This window comes from Pandoraea sp. (assembly GCF_041919235.1).
Lineage (GTDB): Bacteria > Pseudomonadota > Gammaproteobacteria > Burkholderiales > Burkholderiaceae > Pandoraea.
This window is the reverse complement of the sequence record NZ_JAYRUC010000009.1, coordinates 130,104-157,103: the sequence shown is the minus strand read 5'-3', so window position 1 is coordinate 157,103 and position 27,000 is coordinate 130,104. Positions and strand designations below refer to the sequence as shown.

Sequence of the window (27,000 nt, the reverse complement as noted above, 5' to 3'; positions counted from 1 at the left end):
CGATGAGGCTTTTGCTATGCTTGCGAACAGACTCGCTCAGCCGCCACGCCCGCATGCTCCACTTATTCTTTTCCAACCGGTTCACCACGCTCGAAGCCGCGTTGCTGCGCGAGCTCGCGCAAGCGCCTGGCAGTGCGGGTGGCGCAGGCAATCCCTTCGACACGGAGACCATCGTCGTGCCAAGCGTGGCGGTGCGGCGCCGGCTCGAACTCGACTATGCCGACGTTTTCGGCGTGTGTGCAAACGTTCGCCTGACGTACCTCGCACAGTGGCTGTGGGACATGGCAGGCAAGTTGCTCACGGTTCCCGAGAGTTCGCCGTTTGCGCCGGACCGGCTCGTCTGGCCGCTGTATCAGTGCCTGGCTCAGCCGTGGGCGGAAGCCTCGCCGCGTCTGGCCGGCTATCTGGCGGGGGCGGACGATGTCATGCGCTTCGAACTGGCCGAGCGTCTGGCGCATCTCTACGACCAATATCTGACCTACCGGCCGAATTGGCTCGAACGGTGGCAATCCGGCGAAGCGATCGAGCCGGGGGCGGCAGCGGGCTGGGGCGATGTGCAACGTGCTGACGAAGCGTGGCAGAGCGCATTGTGGCGGCAGGTGCTGGCGCATCTCGAGATCGACGAGCGTCATCCGACGTTGCGGGCGATCGACCGGATAGCGCAACTGACCCCCGAGACCGTGCCGGCCGGCTGGCCGTCGCGCGTGTCGGTGTTTGCGCTGTCGTCGATGCCGCCGCTCTCGATGGCGTTGCTCAAGGCGATGTCCCGCCTGATCGAGGTGCACCTCTACGTACTCAATCCGTGCGAGAGCTATTGGTTCGACATCGTGCCGCCATCGCGACTGTCTTATCTGGCACGGCGTGACGGGGGGGCACACCGGGAAGTGGGCCATCCGTTGCTGGCCGAATGGGGGCGCCAGACGCAGTCGCATATCGACGCCTTGTATGCCGACCTCGCGCCGCAGGCGGTGGAGGACCGGGCGCTGTTCCAGCCGAACCCTGCGCCGACGCTGCTCGCCGCGTTGCAAAACGGCATGCTCACGCTGGACGACGGTCGCGGCGGCGCGCCCGATGGGGCAAGCGCGGACGGCTCGGTTCAAGTGCATGTCTGTCATAGTCTGGCGCGTCAGATCGAAGTGCTGCACGACCGGTTGTTGGCGTGCTTCGACGAGATTCCCGATTTGCGACCCGACGACGTTCTGATTACCGTACCGGATCTGGGGCGCGCCGCTCCGCTTATCGACGCCGTCTTTGGAACCGCCACGCCGCGCATCCCCTATCTGGTGACGGGTCTGCCGCCGACGCGGACCAACCCGGTCGCGCGTGCGTTTGCGTCGATTCTGGCGTTGCCGCAGCAGCGCGTGGCGGCGTCGAGTCTGGTGGAACTCGCGCGCACGGAGGCGATTGCACAACGCTACGACCTCGGCGGCAACGTACTCGATACCCTTCAGAATTGGCTGCAAGCCGCCGGTGCGCGACGCGGCTGGCGTGGCGATGCGCTGCTGCGGCTCGACGCGCTGCAGGCGAGCGCGACGTCGGGGGCAGACACCGCACCGGCGTTGGCGCGGCACACGCTGGGCGATGCCATGATGCGGTTGTTCCTTGGCTACGCCTTGCCCGACGACGCCCTGCCGGTCGACGACTGGCTTCCTGTGGGCGGGATCGAAGGCGGACGTGCCGAGTTGCTCGGGCAGTTGGCGCGGTTGATCGACGATCTCGCCGCCGCCGCCGTGATGCTCCAGACCGATCGCACGGGGCTCGCGTGGCGCGATCATTTGTTGGCCATGCTTGAGCAATTTTTTTCCGACGAGCCCCGTTTTGCTGACGATGTCGCCGAGGTGCGCATGGCGATCGAGCAGATCGGCTCCGCCATTGCCGATGGCGCCCCCGACGTCGGGTTACCGGTCGAAGTGGTGGCGCGCGTGCTGGCCGACGCTCTGGACGATCCGACGCGTGGCGGCGTGCCCTCTGGGCGCGTAACGTTTGCGGCGATTCCGAGTCTTCGCCTGCTGCCTTATCGGGTGGTATGCATGATCGGCATGGACGACGGTGTGTTACCGGGGCGCGTGCGTGCCGACGAATTCGACCTGATGCGGGCCTTGCCGCAGCGCGGCGATCGTCAGCGGCGCGACGATGAGCGTAATCTCTTCCTCGATCTCATGTTGAGCGCGCAAGACCGTTTCCTGCTGACCTACACGGGGCGAAGCGTGCGCGACAACGCACCGCTGCCGCCATCGACCGTCGTGGACGAATTGCTTGATTTCTCCGCACAGTTGCTGGCCCCGGTATCGCAGGGGTACAGCCTCGAGGAACAACGCGAAGCGCGTGAGCGTCTGGTTGTCATGCATCCGTTGCAGCCGTTTTCTCCGGCCTATTTCGATGGGCGCGATGCGTCGCTCTACAGCTACGACGTGTCCAATGGCGAGGCCGCCCAGCAACTGGCGGAGCAACTCGCGTCTCCCGCACCGGACGCACGCGCTGCGCCTTTCGTGCGCGAGCCGTTGCCTGCGGTCGCGCAAACCCATTTGACGCTCGACGACCTGCTGCGTTTCTGGCGTCACCCCGGCAGAGCCTGGGCGCGCGATCGTCTGGGTCTCTCGCTCGGCGAACTGCCCACTGACGTCGACGACGAAGAGCCTTTCGTGCTCGATTGGGGCGGTCGCGACGCGCTGGCCGCGCGGTTGCTGCCGCGACTGTTGCGCCAGGATGGGCGTGATCCGCGAAAGCACGCCGAAGCGATTGAGCGCATTGCGAAGGTGAGCCACGAGTTGCCGGGCGGGGCGACCGGTGCCGTCTGGCGTCGACGAGAACTGAGCGGTCTGCGGGCGCTGGCGTCGCAAGTGCGAGACGCGCACGCCGAGGGCACGCAGGAGCTCCACGTGACGCTCGCACTGAAGCCTGCGTTGCCGCCCGCCTGGCGCGAGTCGACGGACGCAGCGTGGCACGGCGATGCTACGCTGTCCGCGGAATGCCTGTTGCAGGGGCGCCTGGCCCCGGTGTCGCGCTTTGGGCTGACGATGTATCGATACGGCAGCATGCGGCCGAGTGATCTGCTCGCCGCGTGGCTGGCGCATCTCGCGCTGTGTGCGCATCTTCAGCAGCCCGAGCACATTGGGCAGGATGTCGCGGCAAGAACGCTGTGGTACGGCGAGGACGAGACGTTCGCCTTGCGGCCCGTGGACGACGCCGCAACGTTGCTGGGGCAATGGGTGGCGCTATACCGGCTCGGGCAGACTCGCCCGTTGCCGTTCTTCGCGCGCAGTGCCTGGAAGTTGGCGAGTACCGGCAAGCCGGGCGAGGCCGAGAGCGCATGGCTCGGTTCGGCGTTCGCGCGCGGCGACGCAGACGATCCGTACACGCGGCTGATCTGGCGCGGGGTGGACGACCCGTTGGCGTCGCCATTCGATTTGCTTGCAAATACGGTGTTCGGTCCGGTGGTACAGCATCTTGACGTGATGGAGGGGGCATGACGCGGCTCACCGACCTCGACGTCTTCGGTTGCGACCTCGACGGCGTTTGTCTGATCGAAGCGTCGGCCGGCACAGGCAAGACGTGGAACATCTGCGCACTGTACGTGCGGCTACTGCTCGAAAGGCAATTGACGGTCGAGCAGATCCTGGTGGTGACCTTCACCAATGCCGCGACCGCAGAGTTGCGTGAGCGCATTCGCGCTCGGCTGGCCGGGTTGGTGGCTGCGATGGCACCGGTTCTCGGCGAGGAAGACGACGCGGCGGACGAGGGCGAGGAAGAGGACAAGGGCGAGCGCGAGGGCGACGATTTCCTCCGGCTCGATCTCGATGCCAGCGACGACCCGTTGCTCAGCGTCATGATCGCGGGGGTGATCGAGCGTGGCGAGATGACACTCAAGGGCGTTCGCGACTGTCTTCAAACGGCGTTGCGCGGATTCGATCAGGCGTCGATTCACACGATTCACGGCTTTTGTCAGCGGGCGCTCGCGGAAGTGCCGTTCGCGGCCGGGTTGCCTTTCGCGTACGAACTGGTGCCGGACGACAACGGGGTGCGCCACGATCTGGCGGTCGACTTCTGGCGTCGTGTGGTCGAACCGCTTGCGGCGCAGGACGAAGGTTTCGCGGCGTGGCTGGTCGACCGCAAACGCGCGCCGGACACGCTCACGGATCAGTTGGCACGCCGGCTGAAGAAGCCCGTGTCGGCGCTGCGCTGGCCCGCGGCGGTGGAGGTGGAGGGGGATGCAGAAGCGGATGCAGAAGCGGATGCCGATGCGGGGGCGCCGCCGGAATCGGCATTACGCGCGACCTACGCCGCGGCCTGCGCGTGTTGGGACGCCGAGGCCTCGGCGATTGCCGAGCTGATGCGCGCCGCGTTGCCGTCGTACAAGAAGAACATTTATCACGAGACCTCGATCGCGCAAGCCGTCGCTGCGTGGCAGCGCTATCTGAGCGCGTGCGATGCCGGCGCACAACTGAGTCCGAAAGCGGAATTGCTGACGACGACGCGTCTTGCCAAAGACATCAAGAAGGGCGAAACGCCGCCCGATCACCGGTTCTTTGGCATGGCCGACACCCTCGTTCGCGCGCGCGCCGATGCGCACGAGGGCTACAGCACGCAGTGGCTGCGGATTCTGCGCCAATGGTTGATGCAGGCGCCTGACCAATTGGCGCTTCGCAAGCGTGAGTTGCGTGTGGTGTCGTTCGACGATCTGCTTGGCAACATCGCCCGCGCACTGACCCAGCACCCCGGCTTGGCCAGCGCCTTGCGCGAGCGATATCCCTGTGCGCTGATCGACGAGTTCCAGGATACCGACCCGCTGCAGTTTGCCATTTTCAGCGCGGTGTATGGGCCGCAGGCTACGGCTACGGCTACGGCTACGGCGTCGCCGGGCGGCGGCCGGGGGCCGATGTTCATGGTGGGCGACCCGAAGCAGGCGATCTACAGTTTCCGTGCAGCGGATCTGCATACCTACCTGGCGGCGCGCGAGAATGCCGATGCGGCGTACACACTGGCGGTCAATCAACGCTCGACGCCGGCCATCATCGAGGCGGGCAATCGGTTGTTCGGAGCCAATGACCGGGCGTTCGTGCTTGACGGACTCGATTATCCGGCGGTGCGCCCGGGGGTGCGACGGCGCCCGCCGTTCTCGGATGCACGCGAGGTGGCCGACTTCACCGTGTGGTGGTTGCCGGACGATGACGAGCCCCTGACGAAGGACGACGCGCAGCAAGCGTGTGCGCGCGCGGCGGCGGCCGAGATAGCGCGTTTGTTGGCGGGGGCGTCGTGCGGCGAGGTGCGCGTGGGCGAGCGTCCCATTGCGCCGGCCGATATTGCGGTCATCGTGCAGACGCACCGCCAGGGTGCGCTGATGAAGACGATGCTCGCCGCCCATGCCGTGGGGAGCGTGGAACTGACGCAGGACTCGGTGTTTGCGAGTGAGGAAGCGGAAACGCTGCTCCGGGTGCTTCGTGCGGTGGAATCGCCCGGCGACGTGCGTGCGCTGCGCGCGGCGCTGGCGACTGAACTGTTCGGACTCGATGCGACGGCGTTGTATCGCATGCAGACCAGCGAGGCCTCCGACGCGGAAGCGATCGCGTGGATTGAGCGGCTGCAACGCTATCGCCAGTTGTGGATCGATCGCGGCTTCTCGGCGATGTGGCGCACGCTCATGCGCGAGTTGGGACTCGCGGCACGTCTGGTCGCGCGCGCCGGCGGCGAGCGGCGTCTGACAAACTTCATGCATCTGGCAGAGCTTGCGCAGGCCCGTTGGGCTGAGCAGCCGGGCATGGCCGCGCTCTTGCGTTGGCTGGCGTCGCAACGCAACACGCGTGGCAGCGAGGAAGCGCAACTGCGTCTTGAGTCCGATCAGAACCTGGTGCAGATCGTCACAGTTCACAAGTCGAAGGGCCTTGAGTACGGCGTGGTTTTCTGCCCGTTTCTGTGGGACGGTGCGGTGCGCGACGGCGGCAGCCTCGACGGACTCGAGTATCACGACGGTCCCACGGCCGTCATCGACTTTACCGACGCGGCTGCCAAGGGCTCGCCGGCGATGGCCGCGCTACGCCAGGAGCAATCGGCCGAGCAGGTGCGGCTGTTGTACGTGGCGCTCACGCGAGCGGTGTATCGATGCTATCTGGCGGCGGGCATCTATTCATCGCGGCGCAGCGTGAAGGAGGCGTGCGGTGGCATGCTCAACTGGCTCGCGGCAGGGCAGGGCACGACCTTCGATGCCTGGATTGCCTCGACGGTCGATACCGACGAGCGCGTGGCGACGATTCGTTCTGCGTGGAAGGCGCTGGTGGGGGGGGCGCTTGCCTTGGTGCCACTGCCGATGGGGGACGCGTTGGACGCGGGAGCGCGCCTTGGTCACAACGCGGCGCCTGAACTTGCCGCGCGCGCCAGTACGCGTGCGTTGCGCGAAGTCTGGCGAATCGGCAGCTTCTCGGGGCTCCTGGCGGGGATGCACGCCGGGCCGTCGTTGGGCGGGGGCCAACTCAGCGCGCCGGAGCGCACGCGTCCCGATTACGATGCGCAGGCCAATGCCGGGCCGGTGTTTGCCTTGCCGCCGCAGGGCGACGATGCCTGGCCACCGGCCGACGATATCCTTCGCTTTCCACGCGGCCCGGCCGCAGGCGAGAGTCTGCATCGCGTGTTCGAACTGGCCGATTTTCAGACGCCTGCCCAATGGCCGCAAGCGGTCTCGCGCGCTCTGCGCGAGCGTCCGCCTGGGCGCGGCGCCGAACACAACGAGATGTGGCGGGCCATGATGATGAACCTGTTGGGCGATACGCTTGCGACACCGCTGCGCCCGGGCCTGCAATTGAGCGACGTGGCGATGGCCGAGCGACTCACCGAAATGGAGTTTACTTATCCGGCCGACGCCGTGTCGCTTGACGCCTTGCGTGGCGTGTTGCGCCAGTTCGGTTACCCGGATCTGCCGCTCGACGTCACGGTGCTGCGCGGTTACCTCAAGGGGTTCATCGATCTGGTGTTCCGGCACCGTGCTCAGTGGTGGATTCTCGACTGGAAGTCGAATTACCTCGGCACCGCGCCGGAAAACTACGGCGCAGACGGGCTGCGCGAAGCGATGGCCGAACACGGCTACCACCTTCAATATCTGCTCTACACGCTGGCGCTGCACCGCTACCTGCAACGTCGTTTGCCCGACTACGACTACGATCGCGATATGGGTGGCAGTCTCTATCTCTTCGTACGCGCGGTTCGGCCCGACTGGGCGAGCGCTCATCCGGTGGGCGACGAAGTGCCGGGTGTTTTCTTCGACAAGCCGTCGCGCGAGATGGTCGACGCACTCGACAGGTTGTTCGCCGCAGGCGAAAACACTGCGCTGGCGGACGCACTCTCTTTTGATATGCGCGGCAGCGCTGCAGGTATCGCCGAGGAGGGCGCATGAGCGATATGCGTTCGCGGGTCGATGCCTCCGCCGGCGCACCGCTGGCCGACAGCGGTGTCGTGCGGCTGGCGCAGGGGTTTGCCCGTCGCATGGCGTTGCTCGCTCGTGGACATGGGGCGGACGACGTGACGTGCCGCTATGTCTGGCGCGCGGCCCTGGCGGTGAGTCTCGCCACGGCGGAAGGGCACGTTTGCGTGCCGCTCGATAGCCTGCTCGACGCGCAAGCCAGCGGAGAACTGTTTCCCGGCGATGCACCTGCCCTGTCCGTTTGGCGCGCAGCGCTATTCGCCAGTGGCTTGTGCGCCCCCGCGCGTGAGGGGCTTGCACTGACGGGCGACGCCCAAGTCGACGCATTCCCGTTGCTGCTCGACGACCGCGATCGGCTTTATCTGGCGCGTTACTACAGCTATGAGGCACGTCTGGCCGCTGCGCTTGGGCGCAAGCTGTCGCTGAGCGCACGCACGCCGATCACGCCGGACGACCGCGCGCGTCTGCGGCGCTACTTTGGCGAAGGGGTGCTCGTCTCGGCCGACGGCCAGCCTGAACCCAACTGGCAACGGGCGGCGGCGGCGCTGGCACTTCAACGCTCGCTGGTGGTGCTCAGCGGCGGACCCGGAACGGGCAAGACGACGACCGTGGTGGGCTTGCTCGCGTGCCTGCTCGAGCGCGACGCGGCCCTGCGCGTGGCGCTCGCCGCACCGACGGGCAAGGCGGCGCAGCGCATGCAGGAGGCATTGACAGCGCGTCAGGATCTGCCGGAGACGGTCCGCCAGGCGCTGCCCGAAGCGGCGGTGACATTGCACCGACTGCTCGGCGTGCTGCCCGAGTCTGCCGAGCACGTTGGCCGACGCTTCCGCCATCACGCAGGCAATCCGTTGCCCTACGATCTGATCGTGGTCGACGAGGCGTCGATGATCGATCTGTCGATGGCGACGCAATTGCTCGAAGCGGTTCCCGAAGGCGCGCGTCTGATCCTGTTGGGGGACAAGGACCAATTGGCGGCGGTGGAGGCCGGCGCGGTGTTCGGGGAGTTGAGCGCCCAACGCGCGTTCTCGCCGGACATGCGCATGCGGCTCTTGTCGGCCCTCGAATGGCCCGCAGATCGACCGCTGCGGTCCGGACCGCTAGCCCCCAACGCCGACGCCGACGCCAACGCCGACGCCAACGCCGACGCCAACGCCGACGCCAACGCCAACGCCAACGCCAACGCCAACGCCAACGCCAACGCCAACGATACGCATGCTCGGGCACAAGGGCGCGGCCAAGGCGCAGGAGGACTGGAGGACACCGTTGTCTGGCTCGAGCGCACCTATCGCTTCGGAGCGCATTCGGCGATCGGCCGGCTGGCAAGCGCCATCAAGTCGGGGCAGGTTGTCGAGGCGCGCAAGGCTTTCACTGTCGCGGAAGGCGCGCGCGATGCGCGCACGACAGCCGACGCGGACTCGGCAGCGGTGATCGAGGCGACCGGTACCGATCGCGTGATGCTCAGCGAGGATGCAGGAATCCAGTTATCGCCGGTTAATCTGAACGCGTTGGCCGACGGGTATGGTGCCTACCTCGACGCGCTGGCCCAGGCGGTGACGATGATCGGACAGCTTGGCGATCCGGCCGCCGCGACACCCGCCGATATCGCCATGGTTGCGCAGCCGGTATTTGCGGCATTCGGCCAGTTCCGCGTGCTGTGCGCGACGCGTGGCGGGCGACGCGGCGTGGAGTTTCTCGGGGCGCAACTGACGGCCGTGCTCGCGCGCCGAGCCGGTGTGGCGCTTGGCGCTGGCGGGGGCGTTTGGTTTGCGGGCCGCCCTGTGTTGGTGACGCAAAACGAGTACGCGCTGAACCTGTTCAACGGCGATATTGGCATTGCGCTGCCACTCGGGCCGTCCGGCGCGCTGCGCGTCGCATTTGCCACGCCAGACGGTGGTTACCGCCTTTATTCGCCGGCCAGCCTGCCGGCGCACGAGACCGCGTTTGCCATGACGATCCACAAGTCGCAAGGCTCGGAATTCGAGCGTGTGGCGATCGTGTTGCCGGAGCAGGCAAGCCGGGTGTTGTCGAGAGAGCTGATCTATACGGGACTGACGCGGGCACGTCGTCAGGCGTGGTTCTACGCGCCCTGGCAGGTGATGGCGTCGGCCATCGCGCGGCCGACGCAGCGCGATGGCGGATTGACTGACCGGTTGTCCGAGGTGCTGGCTACGATGCCTGCTTCGACGACTGCTTCGACGACTGATTCGACGCCGCGAGTGCCGCCTCGGCAAGCGACCCCAGACGTGTGACGAGCAACTGGTCGATCTTGTAGTTGTCGATGTCGACCACTTCGAATTTATAGCCAGCGGCCTCGGTGGCCTCCGACTTTTTCGGAATGCGCTTGAGTTGATAGATCATGAATCCCGCGATGGTTTCAAATTCCCCTTCGCCGGGAAGTTCGTCGATATCGAGCGCCTTTTTCACGTCTTCGACCGACGTGACGCCGTCGACGAGCCAGGAGTGTTCGTCGCGCTGCACGATCTGATCTTCATCGGCCGGGTGAATGACATCGCCCATGAGCGCGCCCACGATATCGTTGAGCGTCACCACGCCCACTACCAGACCGTATTCGTTGATGATGACGGCAAAGCCTTCGCGCGTTTCCTTGAAGCGCGCCAGTGCTTCGGACAGATTGAGCGTGTCGGGAATCACCAACAGCTTCTTCGCGTAGAGGCGGTCGAGATTGCGAATCACGCTCGACAGGTCTTCGCTGGCGATGCGCTGGAGTAAATCCTTCGAGTCGACGTAACCGAGCACGTTGTCGATGTCGTCCCGGCACACGAGGTACTTCGAATGCGGGCTTTCCGTGATCTTCTGGCGAATGCTGCGCTCCTCCTCCGCGATAGTGAAGTACACCACGTCGTCGCGAAACGTCATGACCGAGCCGACCGTGCGCGACTCCAGCTCGAACACATTCTCGATCAGATGGAGCTCCTGCTTGCGCACCACCCCGGCTTGCGCCCCCGCACCGACCATCGCGGCGATGTCTTCCGACGTAATGTTCTCGATGGCATGCGTCGGCAGCTTGAACAGGCGCAGGAACAGGTTCGCCACACCATTGAACAGATAGACGAGCGGGCGCAGGATCTTCAGGCACAGCAGCATCGGATCGATGATGCCCATGGCGACGCGCTCGGGGTTGACCATGGCGAGGCGCTTGGGGATCAGATCGGCGAATTGAATGAAGGCGATCGTGATGAACAGGAACGAGCCGATGCCGGCCAGCCGCAATGCCAGCGCCTGATCGGTAAACGACGAAAGCCACGCGAACAGGTAGGGGGTCAGGAAGCTCTCGCCGAGCACACCGCCAAGCACCGCGACCGCGTTCACGCCAATCTGCACGACCGTGAAGAAATTGCCGGGCTGCTCCTTGAGCGCGAGCACCTTGATCGCCTGCTGATCGCCCTTTTCCATGAGCACGTGCAGCTTGGTGCGCTTTGCCGCCGTGAGTGAAATTTCGGCGGCGGAAAAGAAGGCGCTCGCCAGAACGAGCAAGAAGATACTGAAAAGAAATCCGTAACCACTCATATTGTTATCCCTGTAGGTGCGAAGGCGGATACACAGCCGCTACGCACGCCGGACCCGTTCGCACGGGGAAGCGTCCGGTGGCAGGGAGACATTTCAAAACAAGGCCGGCGGGCCATCATTTTGAGATGCCTTCGGGCGGGCGCGCGGGAGGAGCGTACCCAATTCGGTGGGGACGGCGGGCCAAAAAGGTGCCACCCACGCCGTTTGGCGGGCCGCGTCAGCCGCGTCGGCTGTGCCGCTGACCGATAGCATGCCATAAGTTCGGGACACGCCGACAGCGGTGCCCCATGAATTGGGCGGTCGGCGGTCGTCGGCCGCCGCCATTGTCTACTTCCGGACGGTGGCTTGCCCGAGCTGCAAGATGCCGCGTGCAGAACCGATAATGCGCGGGCGACGCTTCGGGCATCGTGAATCCGGCTTCGACGCCGTGTCGAAGTGGTGGCAACGGGCCACATGTCTCTTTCCTGAGGATTTCACGATGATGAATCGCATACAGGCATCCCACTATTCGCCCGGCATGGTCAACATCGCGGCACCTGAACCCATCGCGCTCAACGCAGGGGCTGGACTCGCCGATCCTGCCGGCATTCCGCTAGTGCGCATCGCGAACGCCCGTGCCGATCATCTGACGCATCCCTGGGCGGCGCGCGAAGCGCATGCCGTGCAGGTATCGAGGGAGATGGACAAGGCGTTCGGCAACGAATTCCTGGGTGCATCGACGCAAGTCGACGTCTCCGGCGAAGCCGCTTTCGACCGTATCACGCCAGCGCAGGACGACCTCGACCGCATCGATACGCACGGGGTACGGTTCGCGGGTCCCGGTCCCGGTAACGGCGCAGCGCGCGGCGTGCAACCCGTTCTGAGCGCATCCGCGATGGAGACGCTGCACGTCTGTGCCGGCACCCGAAGTAGCACCCCGCGCAACGCGCTGCCGGACGGCCGCAATCATCCTGTCTTCATGCCGGAGGGGCGTAGCGAGCGGGCACAGGTCTGCCGCGACATCGTGAATGGTTCGCTGCTCGGTACCGGGGGCCGCAACGGTACGGTGCCGTTCGATCCCAGCCGCGACGACGTGGCGTCGATTGTCGCGGACACGGCGCGCCGATGGACGGGCAAGCCTGCGCTGGCAGGGAAGAAGGAGTGGTCGAAGGCATGCGAGGAACTGGAGCCGCCTGCCACGTTCATCGCGAAGTTGAACGACCGCTTGCAGCAGGGTTCTCGCGTTCTGCCGTCGCAGGAGAGCACCGCATGGATGCTTCGTGTGGGGTTCGCCGAGGGCCTTCCGATGCATCAGGCCATGGTGCGCGCCGACCTGCCCCCTAGTGTCGGAATGGGCACGGACGAATGGGTCAAGCTCGCCCTTGGCATCGAGCAAGTGGGTGAGCGTCACTGGGCGTTGGGCCACGCGGCGGTGATCGACGCGGCGGCGTTGCCGGCGACGAACACGAAGGCCTTCACGGCGCTGGCAACGTCGCTGTCGGCGAGGCCGCCGCACATTGCAACGCAGCGGCTGCGCAACCAGTTGACCACGCGCGGTGTACCCACGGCGCCGGCCAGCGCCACGAGCGAGTCGTCGACACGCGTCTGAGCGCGAATAGTGGGATCAGTGCGAAGCGTGCGAAGAGCACGATGCGCGCGATGCGGGCAATGAGCGCGATGAGTGCAATGCGTGCAATGAACGCTTGATCGCCCACGTCATCCATAAAAAAACGCGCCCGGCGTGACCCGGGCGCGTTGACTTGCATCGTCGACGGTGAACGCGTGCGTGCTGCGGCACGCGTGTCCTCGGCGATCAGGTGCGTCGATAGATCTCGGCGCCGCTCTTGACGAATTCCACCGCCTTGACTTCCATGCCCTGCTTGAGCGCGGCTTCGTCGGAAATGCCTTGCTTGGCGGCGTAATCGCGCACGTCTTGCGTGATCTTCATCGAGCAGAAGTGCGGCCCGCACATCGAGCAGAAGTGCGCCACCTTGGCGGAGTCCTTCGGCAGTGTCTCGTCGTGGAATTCGCGCGCCTTGTCCGGATCGAGACCCAGATTGAACTGGTCTTCCCAACGGAATTCGAAACGTGCCTTCGACAGCGCATTGTCGCGAATCTGCGCGCCCGGGTGCCCCTTGGCGAGATCGGCGGCGTGCGCGGCGAGCTTGTACGTGATGATGCCTTCCTTCACGTCGTCCTTGTTCGGCAAGCCAAGGTGTTCCTTTGGCGTGACGTAGCACAGCATGGCAGTGCCGTACCAGCCGATGGTCGCCGCGCCAATGCCCGACGTGATGTGGTCGTAACCGGGGGCGATGTCCGTCGTCAGCGGTCCGAGCGTGTAGAACGGGGCTTCGTCGCAGTACTCGAGCTGGAGATCCATGTTCTCCTTGATGAGCTGCATCGGCACGTGGCCCGGGCCTTCGATCATCACCTGGACATCATGCTTCCACGCAATCTGCGTGAGTTCGCCCAACGTCTTCAGCTCGGAGAGTTGCGCTTCGTCGTTGGCGTCATAGATCGAGCCGGGACGCAGGCCATCGCCCAGCGAGAACGCGACGTCGTACGCCTTCATGATTTCGCAGATATCTTCGAAGTGCGTGTAGAGGAAGCTTTCCTTGTGATGTGCGAGACACCACTTGGCCATGATCGAGCCGCCGCGGCTCACGATGCCGGTCATGCGGTTGGCGGTCATCGGCACGTACGCGAGGCGCACCCCGGCGTGGATCGTGAAGTAGTCGACGCCTTGCTCGGCCTGTTCGATGAGCGTGTCGCGGAACATTTCCCACGTCAGATCCTCGGCCTTGCCGTTCACCTTCTCGAGCGCCTGATAGATCGGCACCGTGCCGATGGGCACCGGGCTGTTGCGCAGAATCCACTCGCGGGTCTCGTGAATGTGCTTGCCGGTCGACAGATCCATCACCGTGTCGCCGCCCCAGCGGATCGCCCACGTCATTTTGTCCACTTCTTCGCCGATCGACGACGTCACCGCCGAATTGCCGATGTTCGCGTTGATCTTCACCAGGAAGTTGCGGCCGATGATCATCGGTTCCGATTCCGGGTGATTGATGTTGTTCGGGATGATGGCGCGGCCGCGGGCGATTTCGCTGCGCACGAACTCCGGCGTGATCTCGGCGGGGAGGCTCGCACCGAAATGTTGCCCCGGATGCTGGCGCGAGAGCAGCTTGGCCAGACGCTCGCCTTGCGGGCCCGCGTTGCGCACGCTCTCGATGTATTCCTGACGGCGCAGATTCTCGCGAATGGCGATGTATTCCATCTCCGGCGTGATGATGCCCTGACGCGCGTAGTGCATTTGCGTCACGTTCTTGCCGGCCTTGGCGCGGCGCGGCGTGCGATGCAGGCCGGGGAACCGCAGATCGGTCGTGGCGTCGTCGGCGGCACGCTCCCGACCGTAGGCGGAGGTCAGGCCGGGCAGCGCTTCGGTGTCGCCGCGCTCCTCGATCCATGCCGCGCGCAGGGCGGGCAGGCCGGAGCGAATGTCGATTCGAGCGTCGGGATCGGTGTACGGACCGGACGTGTCGTAGACGAAGATCGGCGGGTTCGTCTCGCCGCCAAAGCTCGTCGGCGTGTCGGCTTGCGAGATTTCGCGCATCGGGACACGGATGTCGGGGCGCGAGCCGCTGACGTAGATCTTGCGGGAATTCGGCAGCGGTGCGATCGCGGCTTCGTCCACGCGCGCATTGGCTGAGAGGAATTTCGGATTGGCGTTCATGCAATGTCTCCTGGCGGGGCACGTGTTGACGCCGACAATTTCGGCGCAAAGCGGCTCAGGAGCATGAACGGGGGCGAGTAATTTCTACGCTCCCTGCGCTGGCATTATCCAGATCAGGTTCTAAGGGTATTTCTCACCCACAACTCACGTTGCAGGACCCCTGCGCTAGCTTTGCGGCAACGATACACCGACATGCCCGGCAAACACAAGCACGATGCGTCCCGAAAAACGTGAACGGCCGATGGTGCGGCGCGACATGCCGCGTGCGCGCCGTCGAAAATCCCGGTGTTCGAGGCGTGGGTCAGCGGGCGCCACGCGCTCGGTCGTCTTCGTCGATGGCGCGCGAGAGCCGTTGCGCGACGTCATCGGCGAGCGCTTCGGGCACGTTGGTGAAGCTCATCACGAGTGCCGGCGGCAACGGCCGGGCAACGCTGAAGAGCGAGAGCGCTGCCGGTGCTAGGCCGTAGCGGCGCGCGATGTGGCCTATGGCGCGGTCATTGCGGTGCGTCTCCAGCCAGCCGAGTAGATGCATGCCGCCGGCCTGACGCGCGAGTTCGATGCGTCCCGCGAGGTGTTCGCGCAGCGCATCGGCGAGTGCGGCCCGGCGCTCGCCGTAACGTTGGCGCATGCGCTTGATATGACGGCTGAAATGTCCCTGGGTGATGAAATCGGTGACGGTCGCCTGCTCGATCCATCCCTGCCCGGGAAAGGCGATCGAGGTGTGAGCGACGAAGGCGTCGCACAGTGCGGGGGGCACGACGAGATAGCCGAGCCGCAGGCCGGGAAACAGCACCTTGCTGAACGATCCCGCGTACAGCACGCGCGCGCCGCCATCCAGACTCTTGAGGGCGGGGAGCGGGGCGCCTGTGTAGCGGAACTCGCTGTCGTAATCGTCTTCGACGATCCAGGCGTCGTTGGCCTGCGCCCACGCCAGCAAAGCGAGACGGCGCTCGAGCGGCAGCGTCACCGACAGGGGCGACTGGTGCGACGGTGTGACCACGGCGAGTCGTGCATTCGGCGCGGCCCGTTCGCCCGCAGCGACATCCAGCCCGTCTTGATCGACCGGCACGGGCACCAGTGTCGCACCCGCCATTTGCAGCCCCTCGTGGGCGCGGAAATAGCCCGGATCCTCGCACCACACAGCATCGCCCGGGCGCAGCAGCACGCGCGCGATCAGCGCGAGCGCACCCTGATAGCCGGCGGTCACGATGACTTGTCCCGGCTCGCATCGGATACCCCGCGCGATGGCCAGATAGCCGGCGATGGCTTCGCGCAGCGGCGCCCAGCCGATGGCGTCCTGGTAATGGAGCGCGTCCGTCGATAGTTGTCGCGCGCGGCGCGCGGCAAGCCGCGCCCACAATTTTCGCGGGAACTCGTCGAGGGCAGGCAGGCCGTTTTGCAGCGGAAACGGCATCCCGGATGCACTCACCGGGATATGTCCGGGGTTCTCGGGGCAATCGCCGCCGACGATCTGCGGCGTGTTGGACGATTCATCGACGGGCGCGTTGGCGCGACGCGCTCGCGCCGACGCCACATCCGCCGGCATCGCCTTGGCGGCCGCATCGAGTCGCGCGGCGTCCAGCAGAGGGTTGACGCGGCTGCCCGCCGCGCCGCGACCGATCACGAAACCCTCCGCGACCAGTCGTTCGTACGCCGCTTCGACCGTGCCACGCGCCACGCCCAGTTCGCTCGCGAGCGAGCGCGTCGACGGCAGACGCGCGGCGGGCGCGAGCTTGCCCGAGAGAATGCCTTCGCGGATGCGTTCGTAAAGTGCCCGGTACGTCGGAACGCCGGGTGCATGGGCGGCATCGGCCAGATGCAACGCCGCCAGAGCGGGACGACGGGATTGATCGGTCATGGCGCAATGCCTCGCGTGGCGTGGACGACGGCTCGACTCGGAAGCCCCGGACACGGGGCCCGTGAGAGGACCGGCTTGGCTTGGTTTGGCCCAACGATTTTATTCAATTTTGGCTCTTCCTGATGAGACAACGGGTGCGTATCCTCAAGGACGTGAACGCGTTGCATGCGCGACAACGGCATGTCGCTGTTTCCAACGCCTTGACTGAACCGAACTGAACGGAGAATCGACGCATGTTACGACTGAACTACATCAAGGCCGCCCCGCGCGCTTACGAACACCTGGGCGCGCTGAGCGGCTATTTCCACGACTGCGGCTTGCCGGACGGGCTGGTCGAGCTGGTGTGGCTGCGCGCATCGCAACTCAACGGCTGTGCGTTTTGCATCGACATGCACGTGACTGACGCCCTGAAGATGGGCATCGAGCCGCGCCGCCTGCATCTGCTCGATGCCTGGCGCGAAACGGAGCTGTATTCGCCCGCCGAGCGGGCCGCGCTGGCATGGACGGAAGCGGTGACCAACGTGCAGGACGGTCACGTGCCGGACGACGTTTTCGCCGACCTTCGCGCGCATTACGACGACAAGCAGATTGCCGATCTGACGTTCGCGATCGCCACGATCAACGCGTGGAACCGCCTGGCGATTTCGTTCCGCTCGCCGTTGCCGAGGACGCCGCAGGGCGTGCGCTGAGTGAGCTAAGTGCGCTAAGTGCGCTAAGTGCGCTAAGTGCGCCAAGTCTGGCCCCGAGGCGAGGCGCCTCTCGACGCCGACGTCACTGCGCGAGGCGCACCTCGCGCTGAAATTCCCGGGGCATCAGCCGCAGCGCGTCGCGGAAGAACCGCCGGTCGGGCGATGGGAGCATCGGCAGCACGCGGCCCAGCGACCGGGCGGCGTGCAAGGCCTGCGGCGAGTCGCCGTCCTGATGCAGCGCGAACCACAACATCTCGAACCACAGGTTGGCGAGCTGCAACGGCTCGAAACAAACGCGGCCGTCTTCGTGATCGGCGAGCGTCGTCTCGACCACATCGGTCCAGCGCCGGAAACCCTTGGCCCGCGAGAAGGGCGCGCCGAACGGCTGGACGGCGTCGAGAAAGGCCTCTACGGCAAGTGGGGTGCTGGCGCGCAGCGTTTCCAGATCGGGGTCGCGCCGTACCGGCACCGCCCCGCGCGCGATGCGCAGCAGGAAGACGGTATTCCAGACCGAATTGCCACCGACGCCGAAGCGGTCGCAGATCCATTCCGATAGCCCGATCCAGCGCAGCGCCTGCCGCTGCACGTCGGCGGCGGCAAGCCGTCGGCCAGGATCGATGAGCGCGCCCTGCCAGAATAGCCACAGCGATAACCCCATGTTGGCCGCGACGTGCTGCGCAAGTTCGATCGAGTCGGCTTCGAAGGCGGCTTGCAGAGCGTCGGAGAAGGCCGCCAGCGCATCGGCCGCCGATTGCGCCCGCGCGGGCGTCGGGCCGGGACGAGCCGCGTGCGACTTATGCAGCAGCGCTTGCAGGTTACGGCACTCGAAGCGGATGCGCGGGTTGTAGACGAGACAGGGCGCGAGCGAAGCATCGTCACCGATGCGTTGCAGATGAGCGAGCGCGCCCGCCTCGTCGCGCAAGGCATAGGCTTGCCATGCCTGTACGACCCAATGCATGGCGCGTAGCGTGGGCGAGCCCGGCGGGTTCGTACCGAAGGTCGCGGCAAGCGTGGCAAGCGTTTGCTTTGCGCGTGCCGCATCGCCCATGCGACGCCACACGATCGTCTCCGCGAGCAGGGCGATGCCGCGTTGAACGTCGTCGACGGCACATACCTGCGCGGCATGGAACGACGCCATTGCGCCTATGCGCTGACGTCGTCCCTCGCCATGCGAGCGCGCCTGCGGCGGCGCGAAAAACACGCCGTCCTGCAGATCGCGCTTGCCCAAGGTCAAGTGATGCCAGAACGCAATGTCCTGCATGACGTAATCGAGGGCGGGCGATGGCGTATCGGGCGCCGCATCGTGCGGCAGGCCGAGAAATGCGGCAATGGCGCGACGCGGGTCGTCGGGCGTTGTATCCCCGATCATGACGGCAATACGGGGGATCTCATGAGGGGCAAGCCAGAAGGGGCCTTTGCCTCGGCCTCGCGTCGGGAGCAGGCGGACATCGGCCTGCGCGTCGTCGCCCCAGCCCACGGCGACACCCCAGCGCGCGAAGTCCGAGAATGCGCGGCTGATCAACATGCGCAGATCGCCCGCCGCGCCTGACTGTCCGAAGCGGATTTTCAGCGAGGCCAGCGGGACAGGTGACATCTCATATTGCGCAGCGTAATAGACCCGCATCAGCAGCCACAGGCTTTGATACCTGGCCGGCTGGCCGTCGATTTTCTGCGGCGCGTCGAGGCGCACGACAAGCGTCGGCGCGTTGGGGGTGGCTGTCGGGAAGGTGCGCGGGGCAGGGGCGTCGGACATGGCAGCGGTGAGCATCGCGTTGCACGCGGCAGCGCACGGCCGCCGCCGCATCGTGCGGAAATTGCGGAAGCGGTGAACCGATGATACGGCGGTTACGTCAGTTACGGTAGCGTTGCTTGGTGTCTGTCAAAACGGGAACTCTCTCGTAGACATTTTCGGAACGCCGCGCCCGACTATCGCCACTGGCGAGGTTTCCGCCAACTCTAGCGTTTGATGAAATAAGGATAACGAAATGAAAAAGCGGATCTCTCGCCGACGTCGCCGCCGCATTGCGCTAAAGCGAAACGCGGCCATGGCACCCGCCTCGCAAAAGATCTCGCGCATATAGACGGAAGCCAGGCGCGACGACACCGGTGACGGACATCGCCCCATCGGCCGTGCCGCCGCCCGCTGTTACAACGCGCGTCCGAGTCTGAGGGCGCCCGCGATTTCCGCGACGTGACGGCCTTGCGTGCGCGCGATCTTCAACTCGTTCTCGCTGGGTTGACGCGAGCCGTCGCCGGCGGCGAGCGTGGTCGCCCCGTAAGGCGTGCCGCCGGTCACCTCCCCCATCTGGGTGAGGCCGGGCTCCGTGTACGGCACGCCGACGATGATCATGCCGTGGTGCAATAACGTGGTGTGAAAGCTCGTGATGGTCGTTTCCTGTCCGCCGTGCTGTGTCGCGGTGCTGGCGAACACGCTGCCGACTTTTCCGACGAGGGCGCCCTTGGCCCAGAGGCCGCCGGTCTGGTCGAGGAAGTTGCGCATCTGCGCGGTCATGTTGCCAAAGCGCGTCGGGGTACCGAAGAGGATCGCGTCGTAGTCGGCGAGTTGATCGACGCTGGCGATGGGCACGTTCGCGAATACAGCGCGTGCCGCTTTCGCGCCACTCTTTTCGAGCACTTCGGCGGGCACCAACTCGGGGACTTGCATGACGGTGACGTCCGCGCCCGCGACGCTGCGTGCGCCATCGGCTATCGCTTCGGCCATCTTGTAGATGTGCCCATACATGCTGTAGAACACCACCAGGATCTTGGTGTTGGCCATGTGAATCTCCTTAGGGGGTCGAGAGAGGCCGACGCTGCGGGCGGTTTGCCGCGTGGCGCGATCCGTTCCATCATAGTCGACATCGGTGACGGAAGAGTGAGTCGCACGGGGTTCGGTGCAGGCCGAGACGACTTGCCGCGCAGAGCGCCACTTCGAACGCTTCCCTGGAGAAATCAGCCGATGGGGCGGCGAGCGCCTGCCTGAGCTTCCCCACTCGCCAACCCGCCTGAGCTGCCTGAGCGGCCTGAGCGGCCTAACGCAAACGTGAGCCGATGAGGCAGCCAAGGGCGAGGGCGGCCATCAGCACCGTGACGCTTGCCGACATGCCACCTGCCAGCGCCAGCCCGGTGGCAGCCACGCCGTGCGCCATCACCGCTGCGGGAACGAGCAACATGATGCTCACGGCACACCAGCGCATGACATATCGCCACATGAAGCGACTCACCACCTGCATGCGTGCGTCGAGTTGATGCCGCTGCCAGAACGACAGATCGGCTGCCGCGTGGAAGAGCCACAGCGGGCTGAAATACTTGATGAACAATTCCATGACGCCATACCGGAAACACAATGGCCGCAGGGCGCGGGCATGTCGTCGAGGCACGATGGCGGGGCAGACGCCCGATGGCACAGTCACGCACTTTGAGGGAAGTCGACGCCTGAATATTGTAGCAGGCGCTTACTCACTTTGTGACGGTGCGATGGCGGCTTGGACGGGCTGTATTGGGTTTAATTTCGTGCAATGTGCCGTCAAACTCCGCTATCGGGTGATATGTCCAATGATGTCAGGGTTGAGGTGGCGTCTTGGCCGTCGCCCCGATCGTTCCTGATATGGTGGAGAGTGCGTGCGGCGTATTGGCGGCGATTTGCTGAATCAATGCCCAGACGGATTGGGCGGCGGGAGAAAGTGTGCGGTTCTTGCGGCGCACCAGCATGATGGTGCGATCGAGCTGCGGCACGAGCGGCCGGGCAACGAGGTGAGCGCCATCGTTCCCCGGCAGGCTCGGCATCGCGGGAAGTGCCAGTGCCGGCATGATGCTGATGCCGATGCCCGCTTCGATCATGCGGAAGACGGTGATTGCGTGTCCGACTTCCTGCGCGATCCGGCAATAGGCCCCGTGCTCCGCCAGCGCCCGGTCGATCAGAGGGCGGCTGCCCGACGCGTAGTCGAGCAGCACCAGCTTTTCGCCATCGAGTTCCTTCCACGTCACTTGCGCCTGCTTCGCGAAGCGATGTGAGCGGTCGCAAACCACAAGGAACGGTTCGACCATGATGGGTTCGCCGACCAGATCGTCCGCCCCTTCCGAAGCAACGATGACCCCGAAGTCGACCTCGCCGTGCCGCACGCTGTCGCTCGCGAGCGTTTGCACCTGATCGCGCAGCATGAGTGTGATGTCCGGGTAGCGGGCGGCGCAGGTGGAAATGCATTCCGGCATCAGATTGGCCGAGATCGTGGGCGCACTGGCGACGCGCACCCGGCCGCGCCGCTCTTCGGCCAGGCCGTGCGTGTCGCGCAGCGCGCTCTCCAATTCGTCGAGCACCCGGGCGAGCGTTGCCGAGAGACTTGCGCCCACTTCAGTCAGCGTGACCTCCCGCGTGGTGCGGTCCACCAGCTTGAGGCCGAGTTCTTGCTCCAATTCACGGATGCAACGGCTCACGGCGGGCTGGGTCAGGCCGATATCCTCGCCCGCACGGCTGAAACTCCCGTGCTCGGCCACTGCGAGGAACACTTTGAGCTGGCGCAGCGAGATATTCATGCGTGTTTGGTATGAATAAATTTTTTAAATGAATTTGTATTTTAACTGGCCTTGCGCTCTAATACGTAAAAACCCGTATCGCGAGCGCACACTTCCGGTCACTTTCGATCGTCTGCCGATCGAGCGATGACCATCGGCGGCCGCCATGCCGTCGCGACCTGTGTTCTGGCGAGCGGGCTTTGTCTTTTCCGACGCATTCGAGATCGACGATGGCCAGACCGCGTTTCCTTCCCGACAATTTCACGTTGATGCTTGTGACGACCGTCGCGCTTGCCAGCTTGCTGCCGGCGCACGGCGAGGGCGAGGTTGCCTTCAACCTGCTCACCAACGTGGCGATTGCCGCCTTGTTCTTCCTTCACGGCGCGAAGCTCTCTCGCGAGGCCGTGCTCGCCGGTGCGACGCATTGGCGTTTGCACTTGCTGGTGTTCGCCAGTACGTTCGCCGTCTTCCCGATCGTCGGGTTGGCGCTCAAGCCGGTGCTTTCCTGGATGGTGACCCCGCAACTGTATCTGGGCATTTTGTTTCTGTGCACGTTGCCAGCAACGGTCCAGTCAGCCATTGCATTCACCTCGATTGCCCGTGGCAATGTGCCGGCGGCCGTGTGCAGCGCGTCGGCGTCGAGTCTGTTCGGCATTTTCATCACGCCGGTACTCGTCGGTCTGGTGGTCATTCATCACGATGGCGCCACTGGCGCGTCGCCGTTCGACTCCATCGGCAATATCATGCTGCAACTGCTCGTGCCATTCATTGCCGGCCAACTGTCGCGCAGGGCGATCGGCAAGTGGGTCGAGCGCCATCGCGCGTTACTCAAGATCGTCGATCAGGGCTCGATCCTGCTGGTCGTCTACACGGCGTTCAGCGAGGCTGTGAATACGGGCTTGTGGCATCAGATTCCGCCGCTGGCGCTGCTCGGGCTGCTTGGTTGCTGCGCGGTGATTCTGGCCTTCATGCTTGCTTTTACGACGTACGCAGCGCGCTGGCTCGGTTTTTCGCGAGAGGACGAAATCACCATCGTCTTTTGCGGCTCGAAGAAGAGTCTTGCGAGCGGTATTCCGATGGCCAAGGTGCTGTTCGCGACGGGATCGCTTGGCGCCATCGTGCTGCCGCTCATGTTGTTTCATCAGATGCAACTGATGGTATGTGCGGTGCTCGCGCAACGCTATGCCGATCGTCAGCGCGCGGCGCAAGCGGCCCAGCGGGCGACGACAGGCGTTGTCACGCCGCTCGGTCGTGACGGCAACGCCGAGAGCAGCGCCAACGCTGGGGCGGGCCGCTGACGGTCGATTCCCCGGCAAAACACGGGGGCCGTCAAGGGGACTGTCACACGTTGGTCGTGCGCAAGTGTTAGAATCGCGCTTGTTTTGCTTCTTCACGACCACCCTGGTCCGGCGGCGCCCGACGCATCTGTCCTTCGACAGGCCCCTCTCGCGCCAGCCCTGAGCATGGCGCACAGCGCCCCTTGAATCTTCGCGAGTGAGCTTTGATGCGGAATCCTTCCGCGTGGCGGCCCCCGTTTTTTAAAAGAGATGTCCCTTCATCATGGCTGATGTAAATGCTGTTCCGATCCCCGGCTTCGATAGCTTTGGGCTGCATGCGGACATCTTGCGGGCCATTGCCGAGCAGGGCTACACCCAGCCGACGCCGATTCAGGCGCAAGCGATCCCGGTGGTGCTGTCCGGGCGCGACGTCATGGGTGCCGCGCAAACGGGGACGGGCAAAACCGCCAGCTTCTCGCTGCCGATCATCCAGCGCCTGCTGCCCGATGCCAACACGAGTGCGTCGCCCGCACGTCACCCGGTGCGTGCGTTGATCCTGACGCCAACGCGTGAGCTTGCCGATCAGGTCGCTGACAACGTGCGTATCTACGCAGGTCATACCCCGTTGCGCAACACGGTGGTGTTCGGTGGTGTCGACATGAATCCGCAGAAGGAAACGCTGCGGCGCGGTGTCGAAATCCTGATCGCCACGCCGGGTCGTTTGCTCGATCACGTCGAACAGAAGACGGTGAATCTCGGCCAGGTGAAGATGCTGGTGCTCGACGAAGCCGATCGCATGCTGGACATGGGCTTCCTGCCGGATCTTCAGCGAATTCTGAATTTGTTGCCGAAGCAGCGCCAGACGCTGTTGTTCTCGGCCACGTTCTCGAACGAGATCAAGAAGCTCGCCTCCACCTATCTCACGAATCCGCTCACGATCGAAGTCGCCCGTCGCAATGCCACGGCCGACAATGTTGAGCAGGTCTACTACGAGGTGGATGAAGACGACAAGCGCGCGGCAGTGGTGCAGATCCTGAATGCGCGCGATCTCAAGCAAGTCATCGTGTTCGTCAACAGCAAGGTCGGTGCGAGTCGTCTGGCGCGCCAGTTGGAGCGCGAAGGTGTCGTGACGGCCGCCATTCACGGCGACAAGTCGCAGAACGAGCGCATGCAGGCGCTCGAAGCGTTCAAACAAGGCGGTATCCGTGTCCTCGTGGCTACTGACGTTGCCGCACGCGGCCTCGATATTACCGATCTGCCGGGGGTGATCAACTACGATCTGCCCTACAACCCGGAAGACTACGTACACCGTATCGGTCGTACGGGTCGCGCGGGCGCGTCGGGCGAGGCGATCTCGCTGTGCGCCCCCGACGAGCGAAAGCAACTCGTGGAAATCGAGAAGTTGATCAAACGCGAACTCAAGCGTGGCGAGTTGGTGCTCGAGCGCCGCAGCCGTTCGCGCGACGACCGGGCTGAGCGCGGTGAGCGTGGTGAACGCGGCGACCGCGGCGAGCGCCATAGCCGACACGACGGCCTGCGGGCCAGCCGCAGTGGTGGCAGTGCCGCACCGCGCCGCGTCCGCCCGGAAGACGAGTTCTTCTACAAGCCTTATGAGCCGTCGCCATCGGCGAGCGAGCCGCAACGCGACGCCCGCTCGTCACAGGAATCCGTCGCCCCGACGGCCTTTGGTGCAATGCCTGAAAAGGCGCCGAAGCGTCAGGTCGCGGCGCTGCTTGCGGGCTTCCCACGCAAGGCGACCAACTGACGAGCGACGCATTGCGTCGAAGCCATTCCGGGTTGAAGTAAAAAGCCAGCGCATTTGTGAGCGGGCCCCAAAGTTTGGATCCAGGTCCAACTTTTTGTGTCCAGCCCATTTGCGCTGTTTTTTTTGTGCGGCGAACGGGAGCAAAGGCAGGGGCAGATTTTACCGTTCGCTGTACTGTCCACTTACTGTCCGTTTACCGTCCATAGCGTACCCGCCATGCCTGCGTCGCTGCGGCAAGGAAGTCGTCGCCGTGAGATAGGGTGCCGAGCGATGCCGGCAATCCGAGATGCGCAGCGGCGTTCTTGAGCGCGACGAGCGCGGCGGCGGGCGTGTCGAGCACGAGCGGCGCCGCGCCATTCTGTTTGCTCAGCTTCTCGCCATCGTCTGCCAACACCAGCGGTACGTGCAGATAGCGCGGCGTCGGGGCATCGAGGCAGGCCTGCAAATAGATCTGACGCGCCGTCGAGTCCAGCAAATCTGCCCCGCGCACGATATCGGTCATGCCCTGCGCCTGATCGTCGACGACGACGGCCAACTGATAGGCCCACTGGCCGTCGGCGCGCTTGAGCACGAAGTCGCCGACTTCCGTCGAAAGATCCTGTATTTGCGTTCCCATCCAGCGATCTTCGAATCGAATGCGGGCAGCGTCGCCATCGGGCACCCGCAGACGCCAGGCGCGTGCGGTCTTGCCGTGCAGGCCTTGCCGGCATGTGCCGGGATACGCGAGGGTGCGATGACGCGCGTGTACGCGCACGAGAGAGTCTGCGATTTCTCGGCGCGTGCAACCGCAGGGATAAACGAGTCCACGCGCCGTGAGCGATGCGAGCGCTTGTTCGTAGTAGGCGTGACGGCGACTTTGCCGCACGACTGGCTCGTCGGAATGCAGTCCAAGACGCGAGAGCGCCGCAAGAATGTCTTCGGCGGCCCCCGGCACACATCGCGGTTCATCCAGATCTTCCATGCGCACGATCCAGACACCGCCGTGGGCACGGGCATCGAGCCAGCTTGCCAGCGCAGTGACGAGCGAGCCCTGATGCAGCGGCCCGGTCGGGGAGGGCGCAAAGCGGCCTCGGTAGCGCGGTGCAGGGCCCGGTGTCGGGCGCGGGCCAGGCCCGACGGGCAGCGTGGCGTCGCGTGCCGGAGCGTGAGCCACGGGGGCGCTCAGTCCGTCGTGGCGACAGTGGCAGCCTTCTGGGGTGCGCTCTCAGCAGCACGGCTGCCGACACACCTCGGGCACTGTTCGCCTTCGATGTAATCGGAGCTGCGCCGATCCTCGGCCGTCACCACGGCGCGGCAAGCAAAGCACTGTTGGGTCGTCGACGGGGCGAGTTCGGGGGTGAGCGCCGTGCGGTAATCGAATACGAAGCAGTCGCCCTGATAATGCGCGCCGCCCACGTCCTCGAAGTACTTGAGAATGCCGCCGTCGAGCTGATACGTATGCTCGAGGCCGATGTCGCGCATGTAGATCGCGGCCTTCTCGCAACGAATGCCACCGGTACAGAACGACACGATGGTCTTGCCTTCGAAGTCCTTGCGGTGCTCCGCGATGACGTCGGGGAATTCCGAGAACTTCGTCAGACGATAGTCGACGGCGTTATCGAACGTACCGACATCGACTTCGAAGTCGTTGCGCGTGTCGAGCATCACCACCGGGCGGCCTTCGTCGTCCTGACCGGCGTCGAGCCAACGCTTGAGCGTAGCGGGGTCGATGCCGGGCGCGCGGCCGTCGGCCGGCTTGATGACCGGCATCTTCATCGTGATGATCTCTTTCTTCGGGCGCACCAGCATCCGGCGGAAGGGTTGCGTCTCCGAGAGGCTTTCCTTGACCGCCAGGTCGGCGAACCGGACGTCGGCACGCAGACGGGCGAGGAAGGCGTCGATGCCATCGCGCGAGCCCGCCAGGAACAGGTTGATGCCTTCGGGGGCGAGCAGGATGGTGCCCTTCAGGTCGAGCGCCTGACAATGTTCGAGCAGGGCCGGACGCAGGGTCGCGATGTCGTCGAGCGTGACGAACTTGTACGCAGCGATATTGACGATGGACATGGCAACGGAATTTCGCAAAAAGCGTGAAGCAGGAAAACGCCATTATCGCCGATTCGGTACGGGAACACTTTGATTTCACCCCGGCTGTTGCCGAATCGGACGGCATCCCGGTACAGGCGAGGGGAATTTCCTGGTACGGCCCCAGCCGTGTCCGAAACGGGCCGGCCAAGCCGGATGTTTCGCGACGCGAGGCGCTGTAGCCATGGGCGGC

General features: G+C 64.9%; 17 protein-coding genes and 1 riboswitch. Of the genes, 8 read left to right on the top strand and 9 right to left on the bottom strand.

Annotation, left to right across the window (positions count from 1 at the left end; translation table 11 throughout):
* Positions 1-53: 53 nt before the first annotated feature.
* Genes recC through ACE3UG_RS09620 form a run of 3 tightly spaced genes read left to right on the top strand, consistent with a single transcriptional unit; the run spans position 54 to position 9,657 of the window.
* Positions 54-3,470 carry an exodeoxyribonuclease V subunit gamma gene (gene recC / locus ACE3UG_RS09630; RefSeq protein ID WP_374622831.1) on the top strand — a complete coding sequence of 1,139 codons (3,417 nt, stop codon included), beginning with the start codon at positions 54-56 and terminating at the stop codon, positions 3,468-3,470.
* Positions 3,467-7,381 carry an exodeoxyribonuclease V subunit beta gene (gene recB / locus ACE3UG_RS09625; protein ID WP_374622829.1) on the top strand — a complete coding sequence of 1,305 codons (3,915 nt, stop codon included), beginning with the start codon at positions 3,467-3,469 and terminating at the stop codon, positions 7,379-7,381. The genes recC and recB overlap by 4 nt, the downstream gene beginning before the upstream one ends.
* Positions 7,378-9,657 (top strand): AAA family ATPase, encoded by a 2,280-nt coding sequence (locus tag ACE3UG_RS09620; protein WP_374622827.1) that lies wholly within the window; start codon positions 7,378-7,380, stop codon positions 9,655-9,657. Before recB ends, ACE3UG_RS09620 begins: the two co-directional genes overlap by 4 nt.
* Here ACE3UG_RS09620 and ACE3UG_RS09615 read toward each other — a convergent pair.
* Positions 9,575-10,936 carry a hemolysin family protein gene (locus ACE3UG_RS09615; RefSeq protein WP_374622825.1) on the bottom strand — a complete coding sequence of 454 codons (1,362 nt, stop codon included), beginning with the start codon at positions 10,934-10,936 and terminating at the stop codon, positions 9,575-9,577. The two genes, ACE3UG_RS09620 and ACE3UG_RS09615, sit on opposite strands and share 83 nt — an antisense overlap.
* A 478-nt stretch (positions 10,937-11,414) precedes the next feature.
* On the opposite strand from ACE3UG_RS09615, the gene ACE3UG_RS09610 reads away from it, so the two are divergent.
* Positions 11,415-12,524: a hypothetical protein gene (locus ACE3UG_RS09610; RefSeq protein WP_374622823.1), complete on the top strand. Its 1,110-nt coding sequence runs from the start codon at positions 11,415-11,417 to the stop codon at positions 12,522-12,524.
* A gap of 204 nt (positions 12,525-12,728) precedes the next feature.
* Here the strand turns inward: ACE3UG_RS09610 and thiC are convergent, their stop codons facing one another.
* Positions 12,729-14,645, bottom strand: a complete 1,917-nt coding sequence (thiC, locus tag ACE3UG_RS09605; protein WP_374622821.1) for a phosphomethylpyrimidine synthase ThiC — start codon at positions 14,643-14,645, stop codon at positions 12,729-12,731.
* 73 nt (positions 14,646-14,718) lie between these two features.
* Positions 14,719-14,817, bottom strand: a riboswitch (TPP riboswitch).
* Between the two features lie 129 nt (positions 14,818-14,946).
* Positions 14,947-16,503, bottom strand: a complete 1,557-nt coding sequence (locus ACE3UG_RS09600) for a PLP-dependent aminotransferase family protein (RefSeq protein ID WP_374622818.1) — start codon at positions 16,501-16,503, stop codon at positions 14,947-14,949.
* A 233-nt stretch (positions 16,504-16,736) separates the two neighbouring features.
* Between ACE3UG_RS09600 and ACE3UG_RS09595 the strand changes: the two genes are divergently transcribed.
* Positions 16,737-17,192 (top strand): carboxymuconolactone decarboxylase family protein, encoded by a 456-nt coding sequence (locus tag ACE3UG_RS09595; protein WP_374622815.1) that lies wholly within the window; start codon positions 16,737-16,739, stop codon positions 17,190-17,192.
* Positions 17,193-17,274: 82 nt separating this feature from the next.
* Here ACE3UG_RS09595 and ACE3UG_RS09590 read toward each other — a convergent pair whose 3' ends face one another.
* The 4 genes from ACE3UG_RS09590 to ACE3UG_RS09575 all read right to left on the bottom strand — a co-directional run bounded on the left by ACE3UG_RS09590 (position 17,275) and on the right by ACE3UG_RS09575 (position 21,725).
* Positions 17,275-18,945: a hypothetical protein gene (locus ACE3UG_RS09590; protein ID WP_374622812.1), complete on the bottom strand. Its 1,671-nt coding sequence runs from the start codon at positions 18,943-18,945 to the stop codon at positions 17,275-17,277.
* 393 nt (positions 18,946-19,338) lie between these two features.
* Positions 19,339-19,971 (bottom strand): NAD(P)H:quinone oxidoreductase, encoded by a 633-nt coding sequence (gene wrbA / locus ACE3UG_RS09585; RefSeq protein WP_374622809.1) that lies wholly within the window; start codon positions 19,969-19,971, stop codon positions 19,339-19,341.
* Between the two features lie 253 nt (positions 19,972-20,224).
* Positions 20,225-20,518: a hypothetical protein gene (locus ACE3UG_RS09580; protein ID WP_374622807.1), complete on the bottom strand. Its 294-nt coding sequence runs from the start codon at positions 20,516-20,518 to the stop codon at positions 20,225-20,227.
* 235 nt (positions 20,519-20,753) lie between these two features.
* Positions 20,754-21,725 (bottom strand): LysR family transcriptional regulator, encoded by a 972-nt coding sequence (locus ACE3UG_RS09575; RefSeq protein WP_374622804.1) that lies wholly within the window; start codon positions 21,723-21,725, stop codon positions 20,754-20,756.
* Positions 21,726-21,934: 209 nt separating this feature from the next.
* On the opposite strand from ACE3UG_RS09575, the gene ACE3UG_RS09570 reads away from it, so the two are divergent.
* The gene (locus tag ACE3UG_RS09570; protein ID WP_374622802.1) at positions 21,935-23,002 is read left to right on the top strand and encodes a bile acid:sodium symporter family protein; all 1,068 of its coding nucleotides are present in this window, start codon (positions 21,935-21,937) and stop codon (positions 23,000-23,002) included.
* 262 nt (positions 23,003-23,264) lie between these two features.
* Complete coding sequence (locus ACE3UG_RS09565; RefSeq protein ID WP_374622799.1) at positions 23,265-24,746, top strand: DEAD/DEAH box helicase; 1,482 nt, start codon at positions 23,265-23,267, stop codon at positions 24,744-24,746.
* Between the two features lie 193 nt (positions 24,747-24,939).
* Here the strand turns inward: ACE3UG_RS09565 and gluQRS are convergent, their stop codons facing one another.
* Together gluQRS and ACE3UG_RS09555 are read right to left on the bottom strand one after the other, a co-directional pair.
* Complete coding sequence (gene gluQRS / locus ACE3UG_RS09560; protein WP_374622907.1) at positions 24,940-25,869, bottom strand: tRNA glutamyl-Q(34) synthetase GluQRS; 930 nt, start codon at positions 25,867-25,869, stop codon at positions 24,940-24,942.
* A gap of 38 nt (positions 25,870-25,907) precedes the next feature.
* Complete coding sequence (locus tag ACE3UG_RS09555) at positions 25,908-26,789, bottom strand: sulfurtransferase (protein ID WP_374622796.1); 882 nt, start codon at positions 26,787-26,789, stop codon at positions 25,908-25,910.
* Positions 26,790-26,812: 23 nt separating this feature from the next.
* Between ACE3UG_RS09555 and ACE3UG_RS09550 the strand changes: the two genes are divergently transcribed.
* A complete protein-coding gene (locus tag ACE3UG_RS09550) occupies positions 26,813-26,989 on the top strand; it encodes a hypothetical protein (RefSeq protein ID WP_374622793.1) in 177 nt (58 codons plus the stop codon).
* Positions 26,990-27,000 lie beyond the last annotated feature (11 nt).